Here is a 20,807-nt window from a genome sequence, read left to right on the forward strand (position 1 = left end):
TGAATAGTTTTTTAAAAAAGGTCATACCACAAAACTACCAAAAAATATCAAGCGACATATCATTGTTGTTATAGACATGTCTTTGGAAGTGACGAATGTATATTTTATAGGTGCCAAGTGCTTTCGTAACCCTATACAGATCATCCGGACCTGTTCAGAAGTTATCTATCCCAGATCTTTTTTTAATCCTTTACCCTACCATACTTTTGGATCAAAAGAATAGTAATCATGAACAACCTTATCATTTCAAATCTTTCTAAAACATACCAGAACGGAGTTAAAGCACTTCAAAATATTTCATTGCAGATCCCCAAAGGTATGTTTGGCCTCCTTGGGCCCAATGGAGCAGGTAAATCAACACTTATGCGTACAATAGCAACATTACAGGAAGCTGATCAGGGAGAGATTCACCTGGGAGACCTCAATATTAAAACACATCCGAATGAACTTCGAAAAGTGTTAGGTTATCTGCCACAGCAGTTTGGGGTATATCCGGCAATATCCGCTGAGATGTTATTGAATCATTTGGCTGTGTTGAAGGGAATAATGAACCCAAAAGAACGTAAGGAAATTGTATGTGCACTGCTTTATAAAGTAAATCTATATGAGGTACGGGCCCAGAAGCTTGGTGGGTTCTCAGGAGGAATGAAGCAGCGTTTTGGTATTGCACAAGCATTGCTGAATAATCCTAAGCTATTAATTGTAGATGAACCCACAGCAGGTTTAGATCCTGTAGAGCGGAACCGTTTTTATAACCTTCTTAGCGAAATAGGAGAGGAGACTATCGTGATTCTCTCCACCCATATTGTGGAGGATGTAAAAGAATTATGCACTAGTATGGCAATCATTAATAAAGGTGAAGTGATGATTAAGGGAAACCCTATTCAGATTATAGACAGTCTTAAAGGGAGATTGTATGAGGCAACTATACACAAAAATCAATTGGAGCAATACAAAAAAGAATATCATGTCATTAGCGAACGCTTGTATTTGGGAAAGCAACTTGTTCATGTGATGAGTGATGGTCATCCCGGCTCTTCTTTCAGGCCTATTGATGCCAATCTTGAAGATGTTTATATGTCTCAAATTTTTAATTCTTAATCTCAATACATTATGCTATACGAGTTTTTTATATTCGAATTTAAATACAGACTGAAACGACCTGAAACATATGTATTCTTTCTGCTTCTACTTTTGTTTTCAGCAGTAGGCGTTGAATTTATATTTCAGGGAATAGATTTAGGATTAATGAAGAAGAATTCTCCACTTGTGATTGCTAAAACAATGGGTGCTATTGCGGGATTGTCTATGGTTTTTGTATCTATGATTATGGGAGTTCCTGTACTGCGGGACTTTCAATACGATATTACTTCATTTATTTATGTTAATCCTGTTTCCAAAAAAAGTTACTTATTGGGACGGTTTTTAGGATCTTTTACTGTATTACTCTTTATTTTCAGTGGAGTGTTCTGGGGAATGGTTATCGGAGAATTTCTTCCTTGGAATGACCCGGATGAATTTCTACCTTTTCAATTCATCAATTATCTGCAGTCTTTTCTTTGGGTAGTCTTACCCAATGTATTTTTTGGTGCTTCCATGTTTTTTGTGACCGGTGCTCTCAGCAAAAACCTGATGGTTGTATATACCCAGGGAGTGGTCATTTTTGTTTTATTTATGATTACTAAAGGTATTACCAATGAAACACTTCAGGCGTTACTTGATCCATTTTCTCTTACGACATTAACTAAAGTAAGTAAGGAATGGACGGTAACTGAAAGGAATTCATTATTGGTTCCTATGTCAGGAATTATGTTATTCAACAGGCTTTTATGGATAGGATCAGGTATTTTGATATTAGCGGTTGGTTACATTAGATTTAAGTTGATAGTCATAAATGAAAAGACCTTCAATAAAAAAAAGAAACAAAAAGTTAAAATGCAGCCGGCTGCTTCCCCTGCTGTTATGCCTTCAGTTACACCTGTTTATCATATCAGGGCGAAGTTCCAACAATTATTTCTCAATTCATGGTTTCATAGCTTATCTATTTTGAAACTCATTTCCTTCTGGGCGATTATTATATGTTGCTTCCTTATTATTATTGTCAATTCAGTGAGTTTAGGAACCTCTCATGGGGTTGATAGCTATCCAGTCACATACCTTATTGTTGAAGAGCTGAGGGAGATGTCCATTTACTTCTTCATGATTATTTTAGTTTTTTACTCCGGCGAAATGATGTGGAAAGAAAGAGATGTAAAACTTGATCAAATCTTCAATGCCACACCTTTCTCCGGCTTTGTAAATGTAAGCAGCAGATTTTTGGGATTACTGCTTATCTATGCCATTTTCATGATTTCACTTATTATTGCTGGTATCCTGTTTCAAACATTCAACGGTTACTATCGCTATGAATTAGACGTTTATTTTTTTGGGTTTTTTTTAGAAATATTTCCATTTCTGGTATTGTACACATCCGCAGCATTATTTTTTCAGGCGCTCACCGGAAACAAATTTGTGGGGATGCTTACCACTATTGTATTCGCTATTATAAACGTAGCTATTGGTATATTTGGTTTGGAACATGTATTAGTCAATTTTAGTGGAAATTCGTTGGAAGCTTATTCAGATATGAATGGTTATGGACACTTTCTAGCGGGGTATCTCTGGGCAAAAATCTATTGGGTGTTGTTTGGGATGATGTTCCTGATTTTTGCCAGTATCTTGATGGTAAAGGGAGTTAAGATGGGACTTAGAAAACGATGGGTAAACGGGGTAACCCAAATTGGAAAACCTTTAGCAACATTTGGTATAATATGCTTAGTTTTTTTCGTTGGAACAGGAGGGTATATTTTCTACAACACGAATGTATTAAATGAATTCTGGACAAAGAATGAACAGAATAACTTTAGAGCTGGCTACGAAAAGTCACTGAAGCAGTTTGAATATATTCCACAGCCGAAAATTATAGATATTAATCTGAAAATTGATCTGTTCCCTTCGCAAAGGGCCTATGAAATTGCGGGTTATTATCTCGTTACCAATACCTCACCAATACCTATTCAGGAGATTCATGTACAAAAATTAATTGCATCAAATGTGGAATTGACGGATGTGACCTTTGATCGTAAAGTAACAACAAATAATACCTATAAAAAATATCAGTATACTATTTACGAACTGAGCCGATCGTTAGCACCGGGTGATACTCTAAAAATGAACTTCAAACAAACCTTGAAACCTAAAGGCTTTGAAAATAAAAATTCCGATTTCGAAGTGATCTATAATGGAACTTTCTTTGACAATGCAGTGTTACCTGGTTTTGGTTATCGGAACAAATATGAACTGCAGGATGAGGATGGTCGAAAAGAACTTGGACTGATTCCACGACTACAAAAAAACAAGCGTGATGATGTAAAAGAATTAACGAATGCAAGAAACGGAAGTGACTCGGATGGAGCTACTCTTGAAATAATACTAAGTACGGAAGCTCCACAAACTGCACTGACTTCAGGTGATTTGGTAGCTAAATGGAGCAAGCATGGTCGCAACTATTTCCATTATAAAACCAATCAGCCAATTATCAATTTTTATCCTGTTGTTTCAGCCAATTATGAAATGATGAAGAATACTTATGCTCTGTTTGGCAATGCTCCAAACGGGTTTGTTGATTTAGAAATTTATTATCATAAAGGACACGAATACAATCTCCATCGAATGATGGAATCCATGAAAATGTCTTTGGATTATTACAGCACCCATTTCAGCCCATATCCATACAAACAGCTTCGTATTGTGGAGTTTCCAAGGTATCGCACATTTGCCCAGTCTTTTCCGGGGATTATCCCTTTTTCTGAGGCTATTGGCTTTATGATGAATATTAAGGATGAAAAAGATGTTGACATGGCATTTTATATTACTGCACATGAAGTGGCACACCAATGGTGGGGATTGCAACTAGAGGCAGCTAATGTACAAGGACAAAAGATGATTTTGGAAACGCTGGCTCAATATTCTGCCATGATGGTTTTTAAGAAAAAATACCCGGATAAAAAAGTTCAGCAATTTCTGAAACTCCAAAGAGATGCTTATCGTGAAGGCCTATTAAAATCTAAAAAAAATGAGCTGCCATTAGCTTTGGTTGAAAATGAAAGCCATATTTATTATAACAAAGGAGCACTTAATATGTACGAACTACAGAAACATATTGGAGAGGAAAATATCAATAGGGCTTTACATAATTATTTCCAAGAATGGCATTCTTTTAATAATCCCAGAAAGCAGGACCGATATTCGACAACTTTAGACTTAATACCATATTTTCGAGAAGTAACTCCGGATTCTTTGCAATATAAAATAACGGATTTATTTGAACGGGTAAATAATCCTAAATAAAACAGTCTTCCAGGCTGTCGGAATATTTAAAAATTAAAGTGTTATATAGGATAAATACATTTTTACTTATTGCCCATTTCTTTTTTGCTTAATTTTATATTCAATAACAATAAGAAATATAATTACAGCAATTTCTATTGAAAAATAAAGGATTCCTAAAAGCTTTAATTCCGAATGTTGGTATATCATCAGGGCTAAAGTAAGAAGACAATAAAGGTCTTTAACGATGGCAATGGATAATAGGATTCTCCAATGAACTGTTTTTAACGTCAGATAAAAGACTGAAGAATAGAGAAAAATCAATAAAGCAGTTAGAGATAAACAATTAATAGTGATTTTTGACACCCCGAATTGAATACTAAAAATTGACGAATCAATAATAGCAATAAAAATGTTATGAATGCCCCTGGTGCATCTGCAATCAGAAGTTGTTTCGGATGTTGTGAAAATCGTTTTATAATAGTATTCATGGTGATATAATATTAAAAGAGGATAATGAATATACACATGTTTCCTTGGGGAAACTCTATTTTACAAGAATATCCAATCCTACTAATAGAGAATTAGTGGCCATGTGAAAGAATAAAGGATACTGGAACCCAAAATTTATACGCATATAGCCCATGATTAATCCGCTAAAGAGCTGTGGTAAAGTAAGAAAAGGAAGGAGTAATATATTAACTAAGTTTAACTCGAAATTAAAGATATGAAGCCACGCAAAAACAATAGCAGATATATAGTAAATGAAGGTGAATTTCTGAATCCAGACTTTACGTAAATATGCTGAAAATTGTTTATTACTCAATAAGATGAAAGCGAGAATACCAGTACATAAGCCAATACATATTCTATACATAAAAGTGTCATCAAAAGAAGAAAGGCGACTATCAAAAATAAATTTTGTAGACACATAATAACCGACACAAATGCATGTGGAGATCAGATAAATGGGTTTAAATTTCAAAGATAGACGAAATAATATTTCTTCGAGACAAGGTAAGACCAGTCCTCCAATGATTAAATATAAAAAAGGAGTAAAGCGCTCAGATAATGATTGATCAGTGAGGTTTTTAGGTTCATAGAAAAGACCTATGAGCCCTGCTATAAGTATAGAAAAGCAGAATTTCAAAACCAAAAGAACAATGGAAGCAAGAATCTTTTGTTGTGCTTGAATTGTTTCAGTGGTATATCCTTTTGGAGAAAGAATAAATAAAATAAAATCTTGAACAGATTGCTTGATGAAATTCAATGTAGATAATAACATGATGATCTTTGGATATTAGTTTTGTGAAATTGTTATTTATATGTTGTTTATTTGAAGCATTTGTTACAAATGATTAAATAACCATGCGAAGTTGATTATTTTTATTTTGTGAAATTGAATAATTGATTCTATTATAGGATAGAGTAGGTTGAAGATCCATAAAAGTTTGATATAGTGGCTCTTGTGTGCATAAAAAGAGAGGCAACTATCAAATAGTTGTCTCCTTAAGTGACCAAGACTAGCGTATCTTCAAACACTTTTATAGATGATTTAGTAAGGTTAAGTCAGATTAAAGTAAAATTAAATCGTATTTTTTATTATGTAAATTTTAGCTTTAATGTAGCCTCAGCAAATAATATTAATATGATTTTTGCTTTCTAGGAATCATTTGAATTTAGTTAAAGAGTGATTTTGAAATACTAAATATAAAATTTTAAATAAATTCACTATAGAGTTGATAATAAATGGATTTTGTTGCTTTTAACCATTATTCTTTCATATAATGTAAGCGATTCAAATTTATTTCGGAATCAATAAATTTTCTTGAAACGGTTAAATAGTATTTAGAAAATTATATATTTGCATAACTGGTTATGTAATCAATTATACGAATAATGAAAATGACTGATAAAAAAGAACTCAATAGCGAAAAAATACAATTCATTAGCAATGGAATTCGTAAACAAAATCTGATGAAAATGTACAATGCCACTGCAGGTAAAATTGCTGAAGGGTATGTTGAAGTGGAAATTCCTAGACAAGAGGCACTCATAAGAGGCGCAGGTTTTTTTTACGGTGGTGTTGTGGCAGCAGCAGTTGATACCGCTGCCTATTTTTCTGCAACAACCTTATACGAGTCAGATGCTTATTTTGTAACAGTAGAATTAAAGGTTAACTACTTAAATCCTGCATATGGAGAAATTCTGCATACTATTGGTGAAGTCATAAAAAGTGGTAAAACATTGGTGATTTGCAAATGTGAATGTTATGTAATCAATAATGGTGAAAAATCTCATGTGGCGACATCATTAGTAACCTTAATGAAAATCAAACAGAAATAAATATGGAAATAACTTCAGTAAAAGGATTCCTTGATTACTATGAGAAAGTGAGAGAAAGAACTAATCGCCTTCTAAGTGTAGTTCAACCGGAACATCTTGAATTCACTTATAAATCTGGTAAATATACGGTTGCGGATCAGATCAGACATATTGCGACTATCGAAAGGTATATGTATGGAGAGACCATTTCTGGAAGAAAGAGTGCCTATCCTGGCTGTGGAAAAGACCTGGCAGATGGCTATGATACTATTATTAAATATTTTAATGAGTTACACCACCAGACGATCGAGATCATTAGTCAGTTTTCAAATGAGGATCTAAACAAAAAGTGTTTAACACCTGCCAACGTTCAGATTACAATATGGAAGTGGTTACGAGCTATGGTAGAACACGAAATTCATCATAGAGGAGAATTGTATATCTATCTCAATTTGCTTGGTGTTGAAACGCCGCCGCTCTATGGTTTTTCAGCAGAGAAGGTGCAGGAAATAAGTATTACACTATAGATTATTTATTAAAAGAAAAAAATGTCAGTTCATAAACAAGTTAAAAAAAAATAACAACGCTTCAATTGAAAAAGATGAAGCAGAATGGAGAAAAGATAAGTGTTTTGACTGCGTATGATTATACGATGGCAAAAATAATTGATGAAGCAGAAATTGATGCGATTATTGTTGGAGATTCTGCGTCCAACACAATGATAGGAAATGAGACCACGCTTCCCATTTCACTAGATCAAATGATCAACTATGCAACCTCGGTTGTCAATGGTGCAAAAAGGGCATTAATCATCGTAGATATGCCATTTGGAACAGTATCAGGAGATCCTCTAAAATCCTTACAAGCTGCAATTCGAATGATGAGAGAGAGTGGAGCAGATGCTATTAAAATTGAAGGCGGTTCTGAAATTAAAGAGGACATTAAGAAAATTATTGATGCAGGAATTCCGGTAATGGTTCATCTAGGGTTGATGCCTCAATCTATCAATAAATATGGAACTTACGGAGTACGAGGAAAAGATAAAGAAGAAGCGGATAAACTTCTTGAAGATTGTCTTCTAATGGAGCAACTAGGAGCTTTCGGCTTACTACTTGAAAAAATTCCGGCGACATTAGGCGAAGAAATATCAAATAAAGTTTCAATTCCAACAATTGGAATAGGGGCTGGTTCAGGAACTGACGGACAAGTATTGGTTATACAGGATGTAATGGGAATGAATAAAGATTTCTCTCCGAAGTTTTTACGTCGTTATGCAGATTTACATAGTGTAATGACGGAAGCGACAAAAAACTTTATTAATGATGTTAAAAACAAAAATTTTCCCAATGAACAGGAATCTTACTAAAAAACGAAGAACATATGGATTATTTTAATAGAACGGGAAAAATGGCATTGGGAAGTAGATTAAGATTACTTACTTCTCAAGTTACCGACGATGCTTCCAAAATTTATGAGTTGTACAATGTTGATTTTTTTCCAAAATGGTTTCCGGTACTTTTCATTTTATTTGATGAAGGTGAAAAAACGATAACGGAAATAGCTGAAAAAATAGGGCACTCACAACCTTCTGTTACAAAGATTGTAAAAGAGATGTGTTCTAATGGGTTGATAGATAGTAATTTAAAATCATCTGATAAACGTAGAAATATAATAAATCTTACGGCCAAAGGTAAAAAAGTTGCTGAGACGATGGTTACTATTCAATGTAATGATATTGAAAAAGCAATTGACGGAATTATTTCCGAGGCCAATCACAATTTGTGGGAAGCGATTGCTGAATGGGAATTCTTACTGGAACAAAAATCACTTTTCAAAAGAGTGCAGGAACAAAAAAAAATGAGAGAGAGTTTGGAGGTTAAAATTGTTGAATATTTACCTAAATATCATTCAGTGTTTAAGGCACTAAATGAAGAGTGGATTTCTTCATATTTTAAAATGGAAGAAGCGGATTACAAAGCTTTGGATAATCCGAAAGAATATATTATTGATAAAGGGGGACGAATTTTTGTAGCATTGTATCATGATGAACCGTTAGGAGTATGCGCGCTTATTAAAATGGACGACGGAGTATATGATTTTGAAATGGCTAAAATGGCTGTTTCTCCAAAAGCTCAGGGGAAAAGTATTGGTTGGCTTTTGGGTCAAAAAGTGATCACAGCTGCAAAGGAACTTGGTGCAAAAAGAATTTACCTTGAGAGCAATACTGTTTTAAAGCCAGCAATAAATCTTTATTATAAGATGGGGTTTGAGAAAATCACAGGGAAGTCTACACCATATGAACGTTGTAATATTCAGATGGAACTTAACCTAAATACCATACCAAATGTATAATAGAATTAAAGAAAGCTTTGATAAGCAGGGCTTAATGAAAACTTTTAATGCACAATTGATTTCAGTTGAAAAGGGTGCTGTTAAAATAAGCTGTCATTTTTTTGAGGGGCTGACACAGCAACATGGTTTTTTTCATGCGGGAGTAGCTACAAGCATTGTAGATAGCGCTTGCGGTTACGCTGCATTAACTATGATGGAAGATAATTCAGAAGTTTTAACGGTTGAGTTCAAAGTTAATTTCATGAAACCTGCCAATACGGATAAACTTGTTGCTATTGGAAAGGTTCTGCAACATGGAAAAACCTTAACCGTATGTGAAGGATATGTATATGACAGCAGTGAAATGAAATTAATTTCGAAAATGACAGCTACTATGATAAGAATTAAAAAAATGGATTAATCCTTTAAATATTTGTAAGCTATCGAAAAGTGATTTGGAAATTAATGTTTTTTCGATAGTAATAGTTTCTTTATGTGTTTGGTTTATTAGAATTCGTATTATGAAGAGGTGCGGAAGTAAGTAAAATAAAAGGCGCCAACTGTTTCTGGTTGGCGCCATTGGGCTGTTTGTGACCATGACGAGCGTATCTTCAAACACTTTTATAGATGATTGGGTTCGGTTGAGCAAAATTAAACAAGAATTACAAACACCATTTCTATCACAAAATTTCTTTTGTTGATTTTCCAGATTCATATTCTTTGAGAATATTGATAATCTGATGTTCTGAAAACTTGCTCTTTTTCATAAGGTTTAACAAACTAAATTTAATAATTTTAATTCGTCTGAAAAACAGGGAAGTTTACCCTATTATATCATCCTTTATACTTTGAAATCTGGTTTTTAAATATTAGTTTTGGTCAGCTAATATTTAAAAAAAACATAGCTTAAACAATAAGAAGATAATGGTAATAAAACTATTTTCTATAATTTATGTGGAGTATGCAAATAACATATAAGGTTAAATATAAAATGATAAGGGTTTTATTAATTTTGGGTACTCTTTTCCTTTTTATACAAGTCTCTTCTCAAACTAAAATTAATGTAAATAAGAGAAAATTATTCTATCAACAATACTATGATAAATCATATAGTCCGGATAAGCTGTTGGCAAGAGCAAAAAATATGCTTAAATACGCACAGAATGACTATGAAAAGGCTCTTGCTTACTCTAATTTGGGTGATTGCTTGTATGGACAAGGAAATTATTTGGAATCTGTAAAAATTTTGCAAAAAGCAGATTCTCTTATAAAGAAAACCGACTCTACCCAAAATCGAATAACGATATTATATTCACTTATAAATTCATACCGAAGAGCAGGACTAATAGTAGAATCAGAGGAAACGTGGGAATTGGTAAAAGAGCTTGATAAGGAATCAAGCCCATTTATTAAGACTGCAAATTTATTATATGTTCAGGCAAAAATTTTTGATATTGATAACAATTTTTGTAAAGCAGCAGATAGCAGAAAAAAATACATTCAGCATATCAGAAAAATACCAAACACAGAGTATAAGAATATTTTTGATTTTGGAATGCTGGTGCAATTGTGTTATGAACAAATTAGATGTGGTAGAATTGATGAAGCTAAAGAAACTTTAGAAAAAAACTGAAATTGCTCTCAAAAGAATTAAAGATAAATCTCCTATAAACTTATATGAGTTTTATTTATTGGATAAAGCACTTATTAATGTCAAAGATAATAATTTGTCCGAGGCGAGAAAAAACTTCGACTTGGCTTATTCTCAGCCAAATTTAGATAGAATTGTTATCAAAGAAATTCTAGTGAATAGATTGCAAGCTAATATAGATACACCCACAGAGCAATTAAAATTTTCGAAAATCATTTCTGATATTACCAATTCTCAAATTACAGTTACAAAAAATTTAACAATAAAAGAAACCACTAAAGATAAAAACAGTATAAAAGAAAAGAAAGAAGACATTAAGCTAAATCTTATCATTTTTATTTTTATTATCATCGTATTGATCATTTGTGCTATTTTTATTTTTAGAGCAAGGAATAAAAAATAAAATTAAGATATCAAAAAATCATTAAGGAGCTTGAAAATCCGCTTTCAGAGCCTACTATTTTTTCAGAATCCCAAGCAACTGAAAGTGATCCCTCAAAGGAAAAAATCTTAATAAGCGAGGAGACAGAAAGAGAAATTCTAAAAAAACTGGACGCTTTTGAAAAGAAAAGACTTTATACAACTAAAGGAATTTCTGCTGCACAAATGTCTGTAATGCTCAAAACAAATACGAAATATCTTAATTACATTATAAAAAAATATAGGAATTCGGATTTTTACAACTACATCAATACTCAACGGATCAATTATATTGTGAAAGAACTTCACGATAATCCTCATTTACTACAATATAAGATTTCTGTATTAGCTGATATGTGTGGCTACAATTCTCATAGCCAATTTGGGAGTATTTTTAAATCAATTAAGAATATTTCTCCCAGCCAGTATATTAGTTTTTTAACTGAAGAACAGAAAAATAAATCTTAAGTTCAGTAGAAAATCTTTTCTAATCAAAATATCTATACCATCATTTTCAGTTTTGCTGATTAAGTGATGTTTTTGTCATGTTATTTTTTTATCTCTTTTTAATTACAAATTTTAAATTGATGCTGAATTATGAGCATACTCATGATTCTAGTTGTTCCAAAATTCTAAATTTTTAATGATACTTTAAAAAAGCTATTATACAATTAAGATATATTGATTATCAATGTTTTAATATTGGGTTGAGCTATCTTGATTCCTGCTGTTTTATAGTGTTTTTGTTTTCATTCTCTAATATCAATACTAGTTTTGCCTCGTAAAATTTTAGAAGAAACGAACATTTTGTATTGTATAACATCTCTATATCCCAATTAGGAATAGGATCGAATATCTACTCGAAAAACAAGGACGTTCCAATGAGAAAAAGGATTAAACATATCTTTCGCATGTCTTAGTAATACCATTTTAAAAACACTAATTAATATATATAGAAACCAAAAAAATACAACTCTAGGGAATGAAAAAACACATTTACGGACTAATTATTTTCTGTCTTTTGGGTAAAAACATAAAGGCCCAAAACGGATATATTTATGTTCACAAAAAGGCTATAAGTGAAGTAGCCTCGCTCAATTTTAATTTTAATTTAACAGATTCCGGAGGCAATTCTGTTGCCAATTTTACCCTTAATGATAAACCAGAGGGATTTAATTCATTTGATATAGGAAATAGTCATGATGCTGGAGAAGGGCAATTATGGAGTGTAGTCAATAATAGTAGTAATGCACAAGAAGTACATACTGTTGCCGGAACAATTTATACAAGGCCAGTGGGCAGCTCTAATTGGCTTGGAACCTCAATTATTAATGCAAAATCTGTAGATGGAATAGGGCAGAATACTGCTGTATATTCCGATGCATCTGGTAATGTGGGATTGTACAATAATGGAAATTCTATTGTTATTTGGTCACCCGCTTCCCATTCTAATGTAGGAATTGTAGATGTTGCCTCTGGTGGGCCTACAGGAATTATAGCCGTGGTGGGTGATAATGGAATGATCTACAAATACACAGGAGATGGAACTAATGACTCATGGATTGTATTTTCTAAAGTAACGAATAATGGCACTAGTCTTCCTTTTCGATTAGATGTACATCCAGGTACAGGAGATGTTGTTTTTATAAAAAGCAAAGGTGATGGGAATATTTACAGAATATCTTCTTCGGATCCCTCTTCAGCAGTGCCCGTTCTCGTTACCAATGCACCTTCAGGTAATGCTCCAGACACCGCACGTGATGTTGCCGTTAGTAATAATGATAATGTATATGCAAATTATGGTGCAACTATCTCTCGGTATGCCAATGGTTCATGGACTACAAACCCAAAGTCAAGAAATCTATATGGTCTTACGGCAGGGGTTAGTGATCAGGTTTGGTCTATTAATAAAAATAATTCCAACCTTATTCAGCATACTATTTATACTAGAACATCAACAGGTGATTGGCTAGATGATGAAAGAGTAAGAACCAGTACAAATGGTAATTCTATCATGATTCCGGTTCCGGCAGGAGTTTACAGCCTTTCTGAGATAGTTTCGTCGGGATGGAATAATAGTGATATCAAATTATATGATCCTACTAATAACAGTTCTGCAAATTTGGCGAGTTCCACCTCTACAATAAATGTTTCTGCTAATGAAGTGGTTAATATAGTTTATAGTAATGTTTTAGAAAATCCCATAGTAACACCTGCTGTTTGTGCTACCAACTATATCTTAACTTTTGGGCAAGGTGCTTCTACCTATGGAAATGCAGCACAGGGATTTACTTCATATCATTATTTTGCTAACGGACAAGTGGCTGATGGCTATTATACCTTAGCTAAAACAAGTGCCGGATGGTTTGCTGGTGGACCGGTGCCACCTTTATTAAATCATACTCCTAATGATCCTAATGGCTATTTTGCGCTTTTCAATGCTTCATATGCAACAGATGACTTCTTTAGGCAAACAGTTACAGGTTTATCTGTAGGTACAAAGTATGAATTTGCCTTTTGGGTTGCAGATCTAGGTCCGTCATTCTCCATACGTCCAAATGTTACAATGGGAATAGTAGATCCTAATAATGGAACTTTATTGGCTTCTATTAATACAGGAGATATTTCATCTACTATCTGGAAGAGGTATAGCTTTACATTTACTGCAACTTCTACAACCGGAGAGATATTTTTAAAGAATAACTCAGTTGGAGGTGATGGGAATGATATTGCCATTGATGATATCACCTTTGCACCGGCTCCTCCGGAGATACCCAATGTTGAAATGACAGGCGGGTTAACAACTATATGCAGCAATATGAGTAATAACCCTACACAATACCAGTTTACAAATTCTCTGGCAGGAGGAGTTTGGGGCTCAGATAATCCCGGCTTAATTACAATTAACCCTAATACAGGACTTGCTTCAGCCGTTTATGGGGCCTCTGGAACTGCGGAAATTATTTATAATCATACTAATGTAAGTGGCTGTGTCAGCGAATCAAAATTAGTAGTAAATGTAGGGAATTGCTCCTGCTATAATCCGGTTACAAATACAAATGCGGGTATAGATACAAAATTTGGTATAACCCTACAACAAAGGGCTGGCGCCGATAATGGAAATTGGCCAATGGTCCGAAAATCAGCACATGCTGTTTTAGAATCCAATACCAAAGGTTTTGTGATTACGAGGATTCCAACCACTGGGTTATCTGCAATCACATCCCCACAAGAAGGAATGATGGTATATGATACTACAGCAAAATGCTTGAAAATATATAGCGATGGAACCTGGAAATGTTTTTCTACGCCTTCCTGTCCGTAATTATTATTCCTCTTTTAAATTTAAACCATTAGACATGAAAAAAATTATAATGCTAAGTGCAATATTTCTATATAAAATATTTTTTGCTCAAGTAATTTTTGGTGATGCAATAGGAACGGCAGCTAATAAAACTTCCGTTTTGCTAGAATTTGCAAACACAAATAATAAAGGTATTATCCTGCCTTATGTAAAAAGTCTGCCTAGTGCAGCTACTCCTGGAACACTCCTGCTGGATGCTTCCAACTCTTCAAAAGCAAGAATTAAATATTATAATGGGGCTTGGCAGGATCTAAGTGGGAAAGACGGTAACATGGGAACGGTTCTTACTCAACAAACAAATGATATCGAAAATACTAATGCAAAAGTTATTATTGGATCTAATACCAGTTCTGCAGATGGGGTATTAGTATTGGAGTCTGTAACAAAAGCGATGATTATACCTATTGTAAGCGACGTTAATAATATCCCCAGTCCCTCACCTGGCATGATGGTGTATATTAATAAAATTGGTGCTAAAAGATTAGCTTTTTTTAATGGATCTGTTTGGTCTTTCTGGGCATCAAATTAAGCTATTATTCAATTAATATCACTGTTGTTTAATAGCAACAGTGATAAATAAAAATTAATTGCCTTCTTATTTTCCTCAAAATAAAAAAAACACAACTTCAATATATATAGTAAATAAAGAAGGCAACATTTTTAATATCCTCTCAAAAACCTTATAGAATTTTCATGAAATTTAATAACTATAGCCATGCACGAGCATTTTTAATAATAAATTGTTTTCTACTCATTGTTACTTTTCTATATCTGTTTTTTTCAATTGTTTTTTATAATATTTCAGAAATACTATTAATGATCATTTCGTTTACATTGATCATAATCTGGTTAATTAATAATTTGATTTTTACTAATAAAATTGAAATTGACAGCACAAGCGAAGTTCTGAGTATTGCTATTTCTCATCCTTTCATGAAAAAGCACATCCATAATTCAAAGATGCTTACGGAATTTCCAAAGCAAAGGCTTGTTAAATACAAAATGAAAAGGACCTTATTTAAAACAAATCTTAAGATATCCTTTAAAAGAGGAGAAGTATACAAGTCTAATTTCCATAGCCAATCATTCAAGTTTTATAGATTAAATAATGCTCAGCGGTTATGTTTAGAAAGTGAATTAACAAAAATTATAAATAAGAACAATGGGCTTATATAAAGACATACATATAGGAAACCTGATTAAATTAAGGGTCAATGAAACGAATATAGATATCTTAAGAATTTGTAATTTTTTCAGTATCAATACTGAGGAAATTGAAAATATGTACAATCAACCGTCTTTAGATTCGGAAACTCTTCTTAGATGGTCTAAGCTTCTTGAGTACGATTTTTTCAGATTATATTCTCAGCATCTTATATTATATTCCCCGCCGGCTTCACTTAAACAAACTGAGATATCCGGTAAAAAGCATTCCTTACCTGTATTCAAGAAAAATATTTATACAAAAGAGGTTATAGATTTTCTCGTAGAACTTGTAGAGTCTGGAGATAAAACTATAAAACAGGTAATAGAAGATTATAGAATTCCAAAAACTACTTTACATAAATGGATAGACAAATACAAAAAAAATATTGAAACCTGATTACAGTCGAATCTATAATGATTTGATTGAGAGAAGGTATCCGGAGAGAAAAATGGAATTTAAATCTATATTAGATAAAAAAACACTATCAACTCTGGATGTTATTAAATTAAATCAAAGAATATTCAGGGGAAATGAATATTTTATTTTGAATCAGAAACATCGGTCTTATGATAAAAAAGCTATCTTAGAAATTCTTGACTACCAAAAAATAAATAAATTGAATAATAAACAATTAGCATTAAAATTCAATATGAGCCGTAATACGATTGGAAAATGGAAAAAGATATTTTTATGAATTCATATTGATTTTTGTGATTTAAATAATCTCAAAAAAAGATTATAAAAAAATAGCGTCAACTGTTTCTAGTTGACGCTATTTGGTTTTTGTGACCTCGACAGGATTCAAACCTGTAACCTTCTGAGCCGTAATCAGATGCGCTATTCAGTTGCGCCACGAGGCCGTTTGTTATGTTGTTGTTTAACGGTTGCAAATATACCACTTTTTTCCGTTCTTTGAAACATGAAAAAGAAAATTTTACTTTTATTTACGGTATTTTCGCTAATTGCCTGTAAAAGAGAATCAAAAATTTCGTCCTCAGATTGGACAAATATCTCAAATCGCACCCAATACAAAGAGCAAGATGGAAGGTTGGAGCTGAAATCGGGAAATTTCACCTATAATTTCAAGCAAAATCAAACACCTTTCAAGAAAATCATCCTGCTTAATGCAAGTATGGCAGGGTATATTTCAGAGCTTGGAGCTGAAAATTTAATCATTGGAGTGTCAAGTCCCGAGTATATTTATTCAGAAAAAATCCAGAATCTGATTAAAGAAGGAAAAATTCAGAATGTAGGAAGTGATCAGAAGTATGATGTGGAGAAAATTATTTCCATGAAGCCGGATGCGATTTTCACCAATTATATTGCAAGTTTCGATAATGCTTATCAGCTACTGAAGAACAATGGTATTCAGGTGATATTTCTGGATGAGTATATGGAGCAGCAGCCATTGCAGAAAACAGCTTATGTAAAACTGTTCGGAGAGCTTTTCGGAAAAGAAAAAGAAGCCGAAGCTAAATATCAGGAAGTAGAGAAAAATTATAATGATCTGAAGAAATTGGCCTTAACGGCAAAAGAAAAACCAGTTGTACTGGCGAATGAAATGTATGGTGATGTTTGGTATCTTCCTGGTGGAAATACTTCCGTAGCTCACTATATTGCTGATGCTAATGCTGCTTATATTATGAAAGATAATAAGGATGAAAAAGCCTTAACCATGAGCTTTGAAGAGGTTTTTGCTAAGACTGGTGGCGTTCAGTACTGGGTAAATGCAGGAAATCACACTTCAAAAAAAGAAATGCTGAAGATGAATCCTTTCTACGGAAAGCTGACTGTATTCAATAACGGTAAACTGTATACAATGGCCGGAAAAGAGAGAGATAAAGCTAACGACTTCTTTGAAAGTGGGGTGGTAAGAGCAGATTTGATCCTTAAAGACTATATTAAAATCTTTCATCCTGAACTTTTACCGGATTACCAGCTTACTTATATGAAAGAATTGCAGTAAATCGGACTATTTGCTTATTTTTGCCTTTCCTTTTTATAAAGTTATGTGGAAAAGAATTAAACAATTTATTTTCATCGTTCTTGTGCTGAACGTGGTTTTTATCATTTGGGGAAGATTTTTCAATCCACCCATTACCCTTACGCAGATAGGAGGTCTTTTTGAGTACGGAAAATTACACAGAGACTATATTTCCTATGATAAAATGGGAAGTAATGTAAAAAAAGCAGTGATTGCTTCAGAAGACCAAAAGTTCTTTGATCATGACGGGTTCGATTATACCGCCATTGAAAAAGCAATGAAGTATAACGAAAAAGGGAAAAAAATAAGAGGTGGAAGTACGATCTCCCAGCAGACGGCAAAAAATGTCTTCCTTTGGCAGGGCAGAAGCTGGGTAAGAAAAGGCCTTGAAGCAGTCTATACCTTCATTATTGAAAAGTATGGAGCAAAGATATTATCCTTGAAAGATACCTGAATTCCATTGAAATGGGTCAGGGAGTATTCGGTGTAGAAGCAGCAGCACAATATTATTTCGGTAAATCATCTAAGGATCTAAGTACCTCAGATGCAGCCTGGATTGCTGCTGTACTGCCGAATCCAAAGAAATATGATCCAAAGAATCCATCCCCTTATTTAAGAAAGAAACACAATTGGATCATGAGACAGATGAGGAATGTGAGTTTGAAATAGTATCTTTGTACTAATGAAATTCTTTAATTCCAGCACAAATTTTGAGTCAGTTCTTAAAAAATACTTTTCTTTTAAGAACGAAACCCTTTCTTTGGAACCTTTTGCAGAGCTACTGGAGAGTGTGAAAAGAGCAGACTTTACAGATGTGCTTAATTTTCTTAAAAGCAATCCGAATTTTGCGGAAAACTTCAAATATTACATTCATAATATTTTTAAAGGAAGACCATTCAATCTGTCACTAACAGAAGCCAATATTCTTTCTGAAAATGCCTTCTTCCCGGAACTTAAAAAAGAATTCTGAATAAAGTTCTGCCACCTGTAGAAAATGAGAAAACAGTGTGGTATATGATTGATAATGTAAGTTTAAGACCTAAATCGGACTTAAAATACCTTCACAACCTTCCGGAAAATGAAGTGAATGAATTTCTGATACTCATCGGAGCTTCAGACTTTATCATTAAACCTAATGTAAAAAAAGAACTGATCTTCTCAATGAACATCCTTTCATGGAGGGTGACGGGAATGGCGATGGAAGTGGAAGTGGTAAGAATGGCTCCTCAGTACAGGAATCTTTCCAATCCGTTTTTGGCTCTTCAGAACGAATTGGAAGCCTTAGCTGATGATTTGGTTAAAGATCCTGACTTACAGCTTCATTCCAAAGACAGCCGCTATAAGCAGATTAAGATTTATTCGGAGCAATGTCTGGAATTTGTGAACATAGCCTTCAAAAATTCAGCAAAATATGGAATTTCAGGAAAGATTAATCAATCATTGCTGAAAATCCGTCAGCAGACGAAAAGAATTTATGAGATTGTACAACTGTTGATTATTGACAATGAAGAAGATGTTTTAGTGAGATCTAAACAGTTGATATTCAATATTTTGAATTACAAATCTCACAAGAATAATATTGCGGACCTAATCAACGACAGTACGAGACTGATTTCTCACCTTATCACGAATCACACGGCAGAAACAGGGACTCATTATATTACTTCCACCAGGAAAGAATATATGACTATGTTCTATAAAGCGAGTGGTGGTGGGATTATCGTAGGAGCACTCTGCGTATTGAAAATGCTGTACGGATATATTCCAGGGAGTGATTTTTCACACGCGTTTCTATATTCCATGAACTATGCGATGGGATTTGTCATGATTTATCTGATGGGCTTCACACTAGCTACAAAACAGCCGGCAATGACCGCCGCAACCATGACCAAAGTATTATCTGAAGAAGGAAACAGCCAAAGAAATAATACTGAATTTGCCCACCTTGTATCTAAACTATTCCGAAGTCAGTTTATTGCTTTCGTAGGAAACGTCTTATTGGCATTTCCGGTAGCGCTTGCTATTATTTATGGGCTGGACGTATTCTTCTCTCAAAACCTTGCTATTGACAGATCAGATAAGCTATTAAAAGATCTTGATCCATTTAAATCCAAAGCCATTCTTCACGCAAGTATTGCAGGATTTTACCTTTTTATTTCAGGGATTATTTCAGGAAATATTGGGAACAACTCAGTATTCTACCAGATTCCGGAGAGAATAGCCAAAAATCTTTCTATCAGAAGCTTTTTCGGGAAGAAATTCGCAAAAGGATTATCAAAATATTATGCTAAAAACTGGCCGGGAATTGTTTCTAATTTCTGGTTCGGGGTTTTCCTTGGTGCTACGGCACCTGTAGGATTATTCTTCGGGCTTGATCTAGATATCAGACACATTACTTTTGCTGCCGGGAATTTTGCATTAGGATTGTATGGAAAAGATTTCTCTGTAGATTCCTATACATTTTGGATTTCCTTTATAACGGTTTTCTTAATTGGTTTCTTCAACTTTCTGGTAAGTTTCAGTTTATCTATGTTTCTGGCCTTCAGATCAAGAAAGATGAACTTCGGACAGGTAAGTGAGATCTATAAGGAGATTTTTAAATATTTCATAAAACATCCGTTAAAATTCTTCCTGCCACTGCGTTCAGGGCTAGATAAAAAAGCTGATGATCTGATGAGCAGTACGATTTCTAATAAATCTGAAGAGCAGGATCATTAGAATACTATAATTAGATATAAAAATCCTAGAAATTATTCTGGGTTTTTTTTGAATTTAATCTCTCTACTATGTGATTTAAATATAATTTATTAATTTGGATGGCATAATTATTTCGATATGGTAAGATTTGATATTTTATGGAAAAAATCATCCTGGGACTTTTAAACCCTGTAATGTTGTAGAATTTCCCAATCAATGTGCAATACGGATGAGTGAAGCATTTAGTAAATCAGGAGTAGATTTAAGTTCTTTTTCAGGAGCAAGATGCTGGGAAAAACATGATGATAAATTTAGACATATTTTAAGAGCTCAGGAATTGGCTAATTAGGTGGATAAACACCCTGAGATATTTGGTAATACCTTAAAACTTTCAAGAAAAAAATATCCTAAAATGAATAGTAAAAGTTTTAAACATAAAGGTTTAATTTTCATCAAAGAT

The 20,807-nt window shown here is 33.5% G+C and carries 17 protein-coding genes, 1 tRNA gene and 2 pseudogenes; 18 read left to right on the forward strand and 2 right to left on the reverse strand.

Annotated elements, in window-relative coordinates:
• Positions 1-228 precede the first annotated feature (228 nt).
• Both H5J24_RS06670 and H5J24_RS06675 read left to right on the forward strand, forming a co-directional pair.
• Positions 229-1,101 (forward strand): ABC transporter ATP-binding protein, encoded by an 873-nt coding sequence (locus H5J24_RS06670; protein WP_068943850.1) that lies wholly within the window; start codon positions 229-231, stop codon positions 1,099-1,101.
• A 12-nt stretch (positions 1,102-1,113) separates the two neighbouring features.
• A complete protein-coding gene (locus H5J24_RS06675) occupies positions 1,114-4,389 on the forward strand; it encodes an ABC transporter permease/M1 family aminopeptidase (protein ID WP_068943849.1) in 3,276 nt (1,091 codons plus the stop codon).
• A 526-nt stretch (positions 4,390-4,915) separates the two neighbouring features.
• Here H5J24_RS06675 and H5J24_RS06680 read toward each other — a convergent pair.
• Positions 4,916-5,653 (reverse strand): CPBP family glutamic-type intramembrane protease, encoded by a 738-nt coding sequence (locus tag H5J24_RS06680; RefSeq protein WP_068943848.1) that lies wholly within the window; start codon positions 5,651-5,653, stop codon positions 4,916-4,918.
• A 614-nt stretch (positions 5,654-6,267) separates the two neighbouring features.
• Here H5J24_RS06680 and H5J24_RS06685 point away from each other — a divergent pair.
• The 12 genes from H5J24_RS06685 (at position 6,268) to H5J24_RS06735 (ending at position 16,360) form a co-directional block, all read left to right on the forward strand.
• Positions 6,268-6,714 carry a PaaI family thioesterase gene (locus H5J24_RS06685; protein ID WP_082811241.1) on the forward strand — a complete coding sequence of 149 codons (447 nt, stop codon included), beginning with the start codon at positions 6,268-6,270 and terminating at the stop codon, positions 6,712-6,714.
• 2 nt (positions 6,715-6,716) lie between these two features.
• Positions 6,717-7,220, forward strand: coding sequence for a DinB family protein (locus H5J24_RS06690; protein ID WP_068943847.1), 504 nt, complete (start codon positions 6,717-6,719; stop codon positions 7,218-7,220).
• 74 nt (positions 7,221-7,294) lie between these two features.
• Positions 7,295-8,059, forward strand: coding sequence for a 3-methyl-2-oxobutanoate hydroxymethyltransferase (gene panB, locus H5J24_RS06695; protein WP_232816364.1), 765 nt, complete (start codon positions 7,295-7,297; stop codon positions 8,057-8,059).
• A 14-nt stretch (positions 8,060-8,073) separates the two neighbouring features.
• A complete protein-coding gene (locus tag H5J24_RS06700) occupies positions 8,074-9,045 on the forward strand; it encodes a bifunctional helix-turn-helix transcriptional regulator/GNAT family N-acetyltransferase (protein WP_068943845.1) in 972 nt (323 codons plus the stop codon).
• The gene (locus H5J24_RS06705) at positions 9,038-9,445 is read left to right on the forward strand and encodes a PaaI family thioesterase (RefSeq protein WP_068943844.1); all 408 of its coding nucleotides are present in this window, start codon (positions 9,038-9,040) and stop codon (positions 9,443-9,445) included. Before H5J24_RS06700 ends, H5J24_RS06705 begins: the two co-directional genes overlap by 8 nt.
• A gap of 570 nt (positions 9,446-10,015) precedes the next feature.
• Entirely contained in the window at positions 10,016-10,657 is a 642-nt protein-coding gene (locus tag H5J24_RS06710) for a tetratricopeptide repeat protein (RefSeq protein WP_232816147.1), read from the forward strand.
• A 121-nt stretch (positions 10,658-10,778) separates the two neighbouring features.
• Positions 10,779-11,078 (forward strand): hypothetical protein, encoded by a 300-nt coding sequence (locus tag H5J24_RS06715; RefSeq protein ID WP_232816148.1) that lies wholly within the window; start codon positions 10,779-10,781, stop codon positions 11,076-11,078.
• A gap of 212 nt (positions 11,079-11,290) precedes the next feature.
• Positions 11,291-11,563 carry a helix-turn-helix domain-containing protein gene (locus tag H5J24_RS26160; protein ID WP_429832336.1) on the forward strand — a complete coding sequence of 91 codons (273 nt, stop codon included), beginning with the start codon at positions 11,291-11,293 and terminating at the stop codon, positions 11,561-11,563.
• Between the two features lie 514 nt (positions 11,564-12,077).
• Positions 12,078-14,420: a hypothetical protein gene (locus tag H5J24_RS06720; protein WP_068943842.1), complete on the forward strand. Its 2,343-nt coding sequence runs from the start codon at positions 12,078-12,080 to the stop codon at positions 14,418-14,420.
• Positions 14,421-14,454: 34 nt separating this feature from the next.
• Positions 14,455-14,988 (forward strand): hypothetical protein, encoded by a 534-nt coding sequence (locus H5J24_RS06725; RefSeq protein WP_068943841.1) that lies wholly within the window; start codon positions 14,455-14,457, stop codon positions 14,986-14,988.
• 633 nt (positions 14,989-15,621) lie between these two features.
• Positions 15,622-16,062 (forward strand): transposase, encoded by a 441-nt coding sequence (locus H5J24_RS06730; protein ID WP_232816149.1) that lies wholly within the window; start codon positions 15,622-15,624, stop codon positions 16,060-16,062.
• A gap of 52 nt (positions 16,063-16,114) precedes the next feature.
• Positions 16,115-16,360, forward strand: coding sequence for a helix-turn-helix domain-containing protein (locus tag H5J24_RS06735; RefSeq protein WP_346729963.1), 246 nt, complete (start codon positions 16,115-16,117; stop codon positions 16,358-16,360).
• A gap of 92 nt (positions 16,361-16,452) precedes the next feature.
• Here H5J24_RS06735 and H5J24_RS06740 read toward each other — a convergent pair.
• Positions 16,453-16,526 (reverse strand) — tRNA-Arg (locus tag H5J24_RS06740).
• A 59-nt stretch (positions 16,527-16,585) separates the two neighbouring features.
• On the opposite strand from H5J24_RS06740, the gene H5J24_RS06745 reads away from it, so the two are divergent.
• The 4 genes and pseudogenes from H5J24_RS06745 (at position 16,586) to H5J24_RS25505 (ending at position 20,696) form a co-directional block, all read left to right on the forward strand.
• The gene (locus tag H5J24_RS06745; protein WP_068943837.1) at positions 16,586-17,632 is read left to right on the forward strand and encodes an ABC transporter substrate-binding protein; all 1,047 of its coding nucleotides are present in this window, start codon (positions 16,586-16,588) and stop codon (positions 17,630-17,632) included.
• A gap of 43 nt (positions 17,633-17,675) precedes the next feature.
• Positions 17,676-18,319, forward strand: a pseudogene (mtgA, locus tag H5J24_RS06750) (monofunctional biosynthetic peptidoglycan transglycosylase).
• A 13-nt stretch (positions 18,320-18,332) separates the two neighbouring features.
• A pseudogene (locus H5J24_RS06755) lies at positions 18,333-20,368 on the forward strand (recombinase).
• 127 nt (positions 20,369-20,495) lie between these two features.
• Positions 20,496-20,696 (forward strand): T6SS effector amidase Tae4 family protein, encoded by a 201-nt coding sequence (locus H5J24_RS25505; protein WP_068943834.1) that lies wholly within the window; start codon positions 20,496-20,498, stop codon positions 20,694-20,696.
• Positions 20,697-20,807: the final 111 nt, after the last annotated feature.

Source organism: Chryseobacterium capnotolerans (genome assembly GCF_021278965.1).
Taxonomy (GTDB): domain Bacteria; phylum Bacteroidota; class Bacteroidia; order Flavobacteriales; family Weeksellaceae; genus Chryseobacterium; species Chryseobacterium capnotolerans.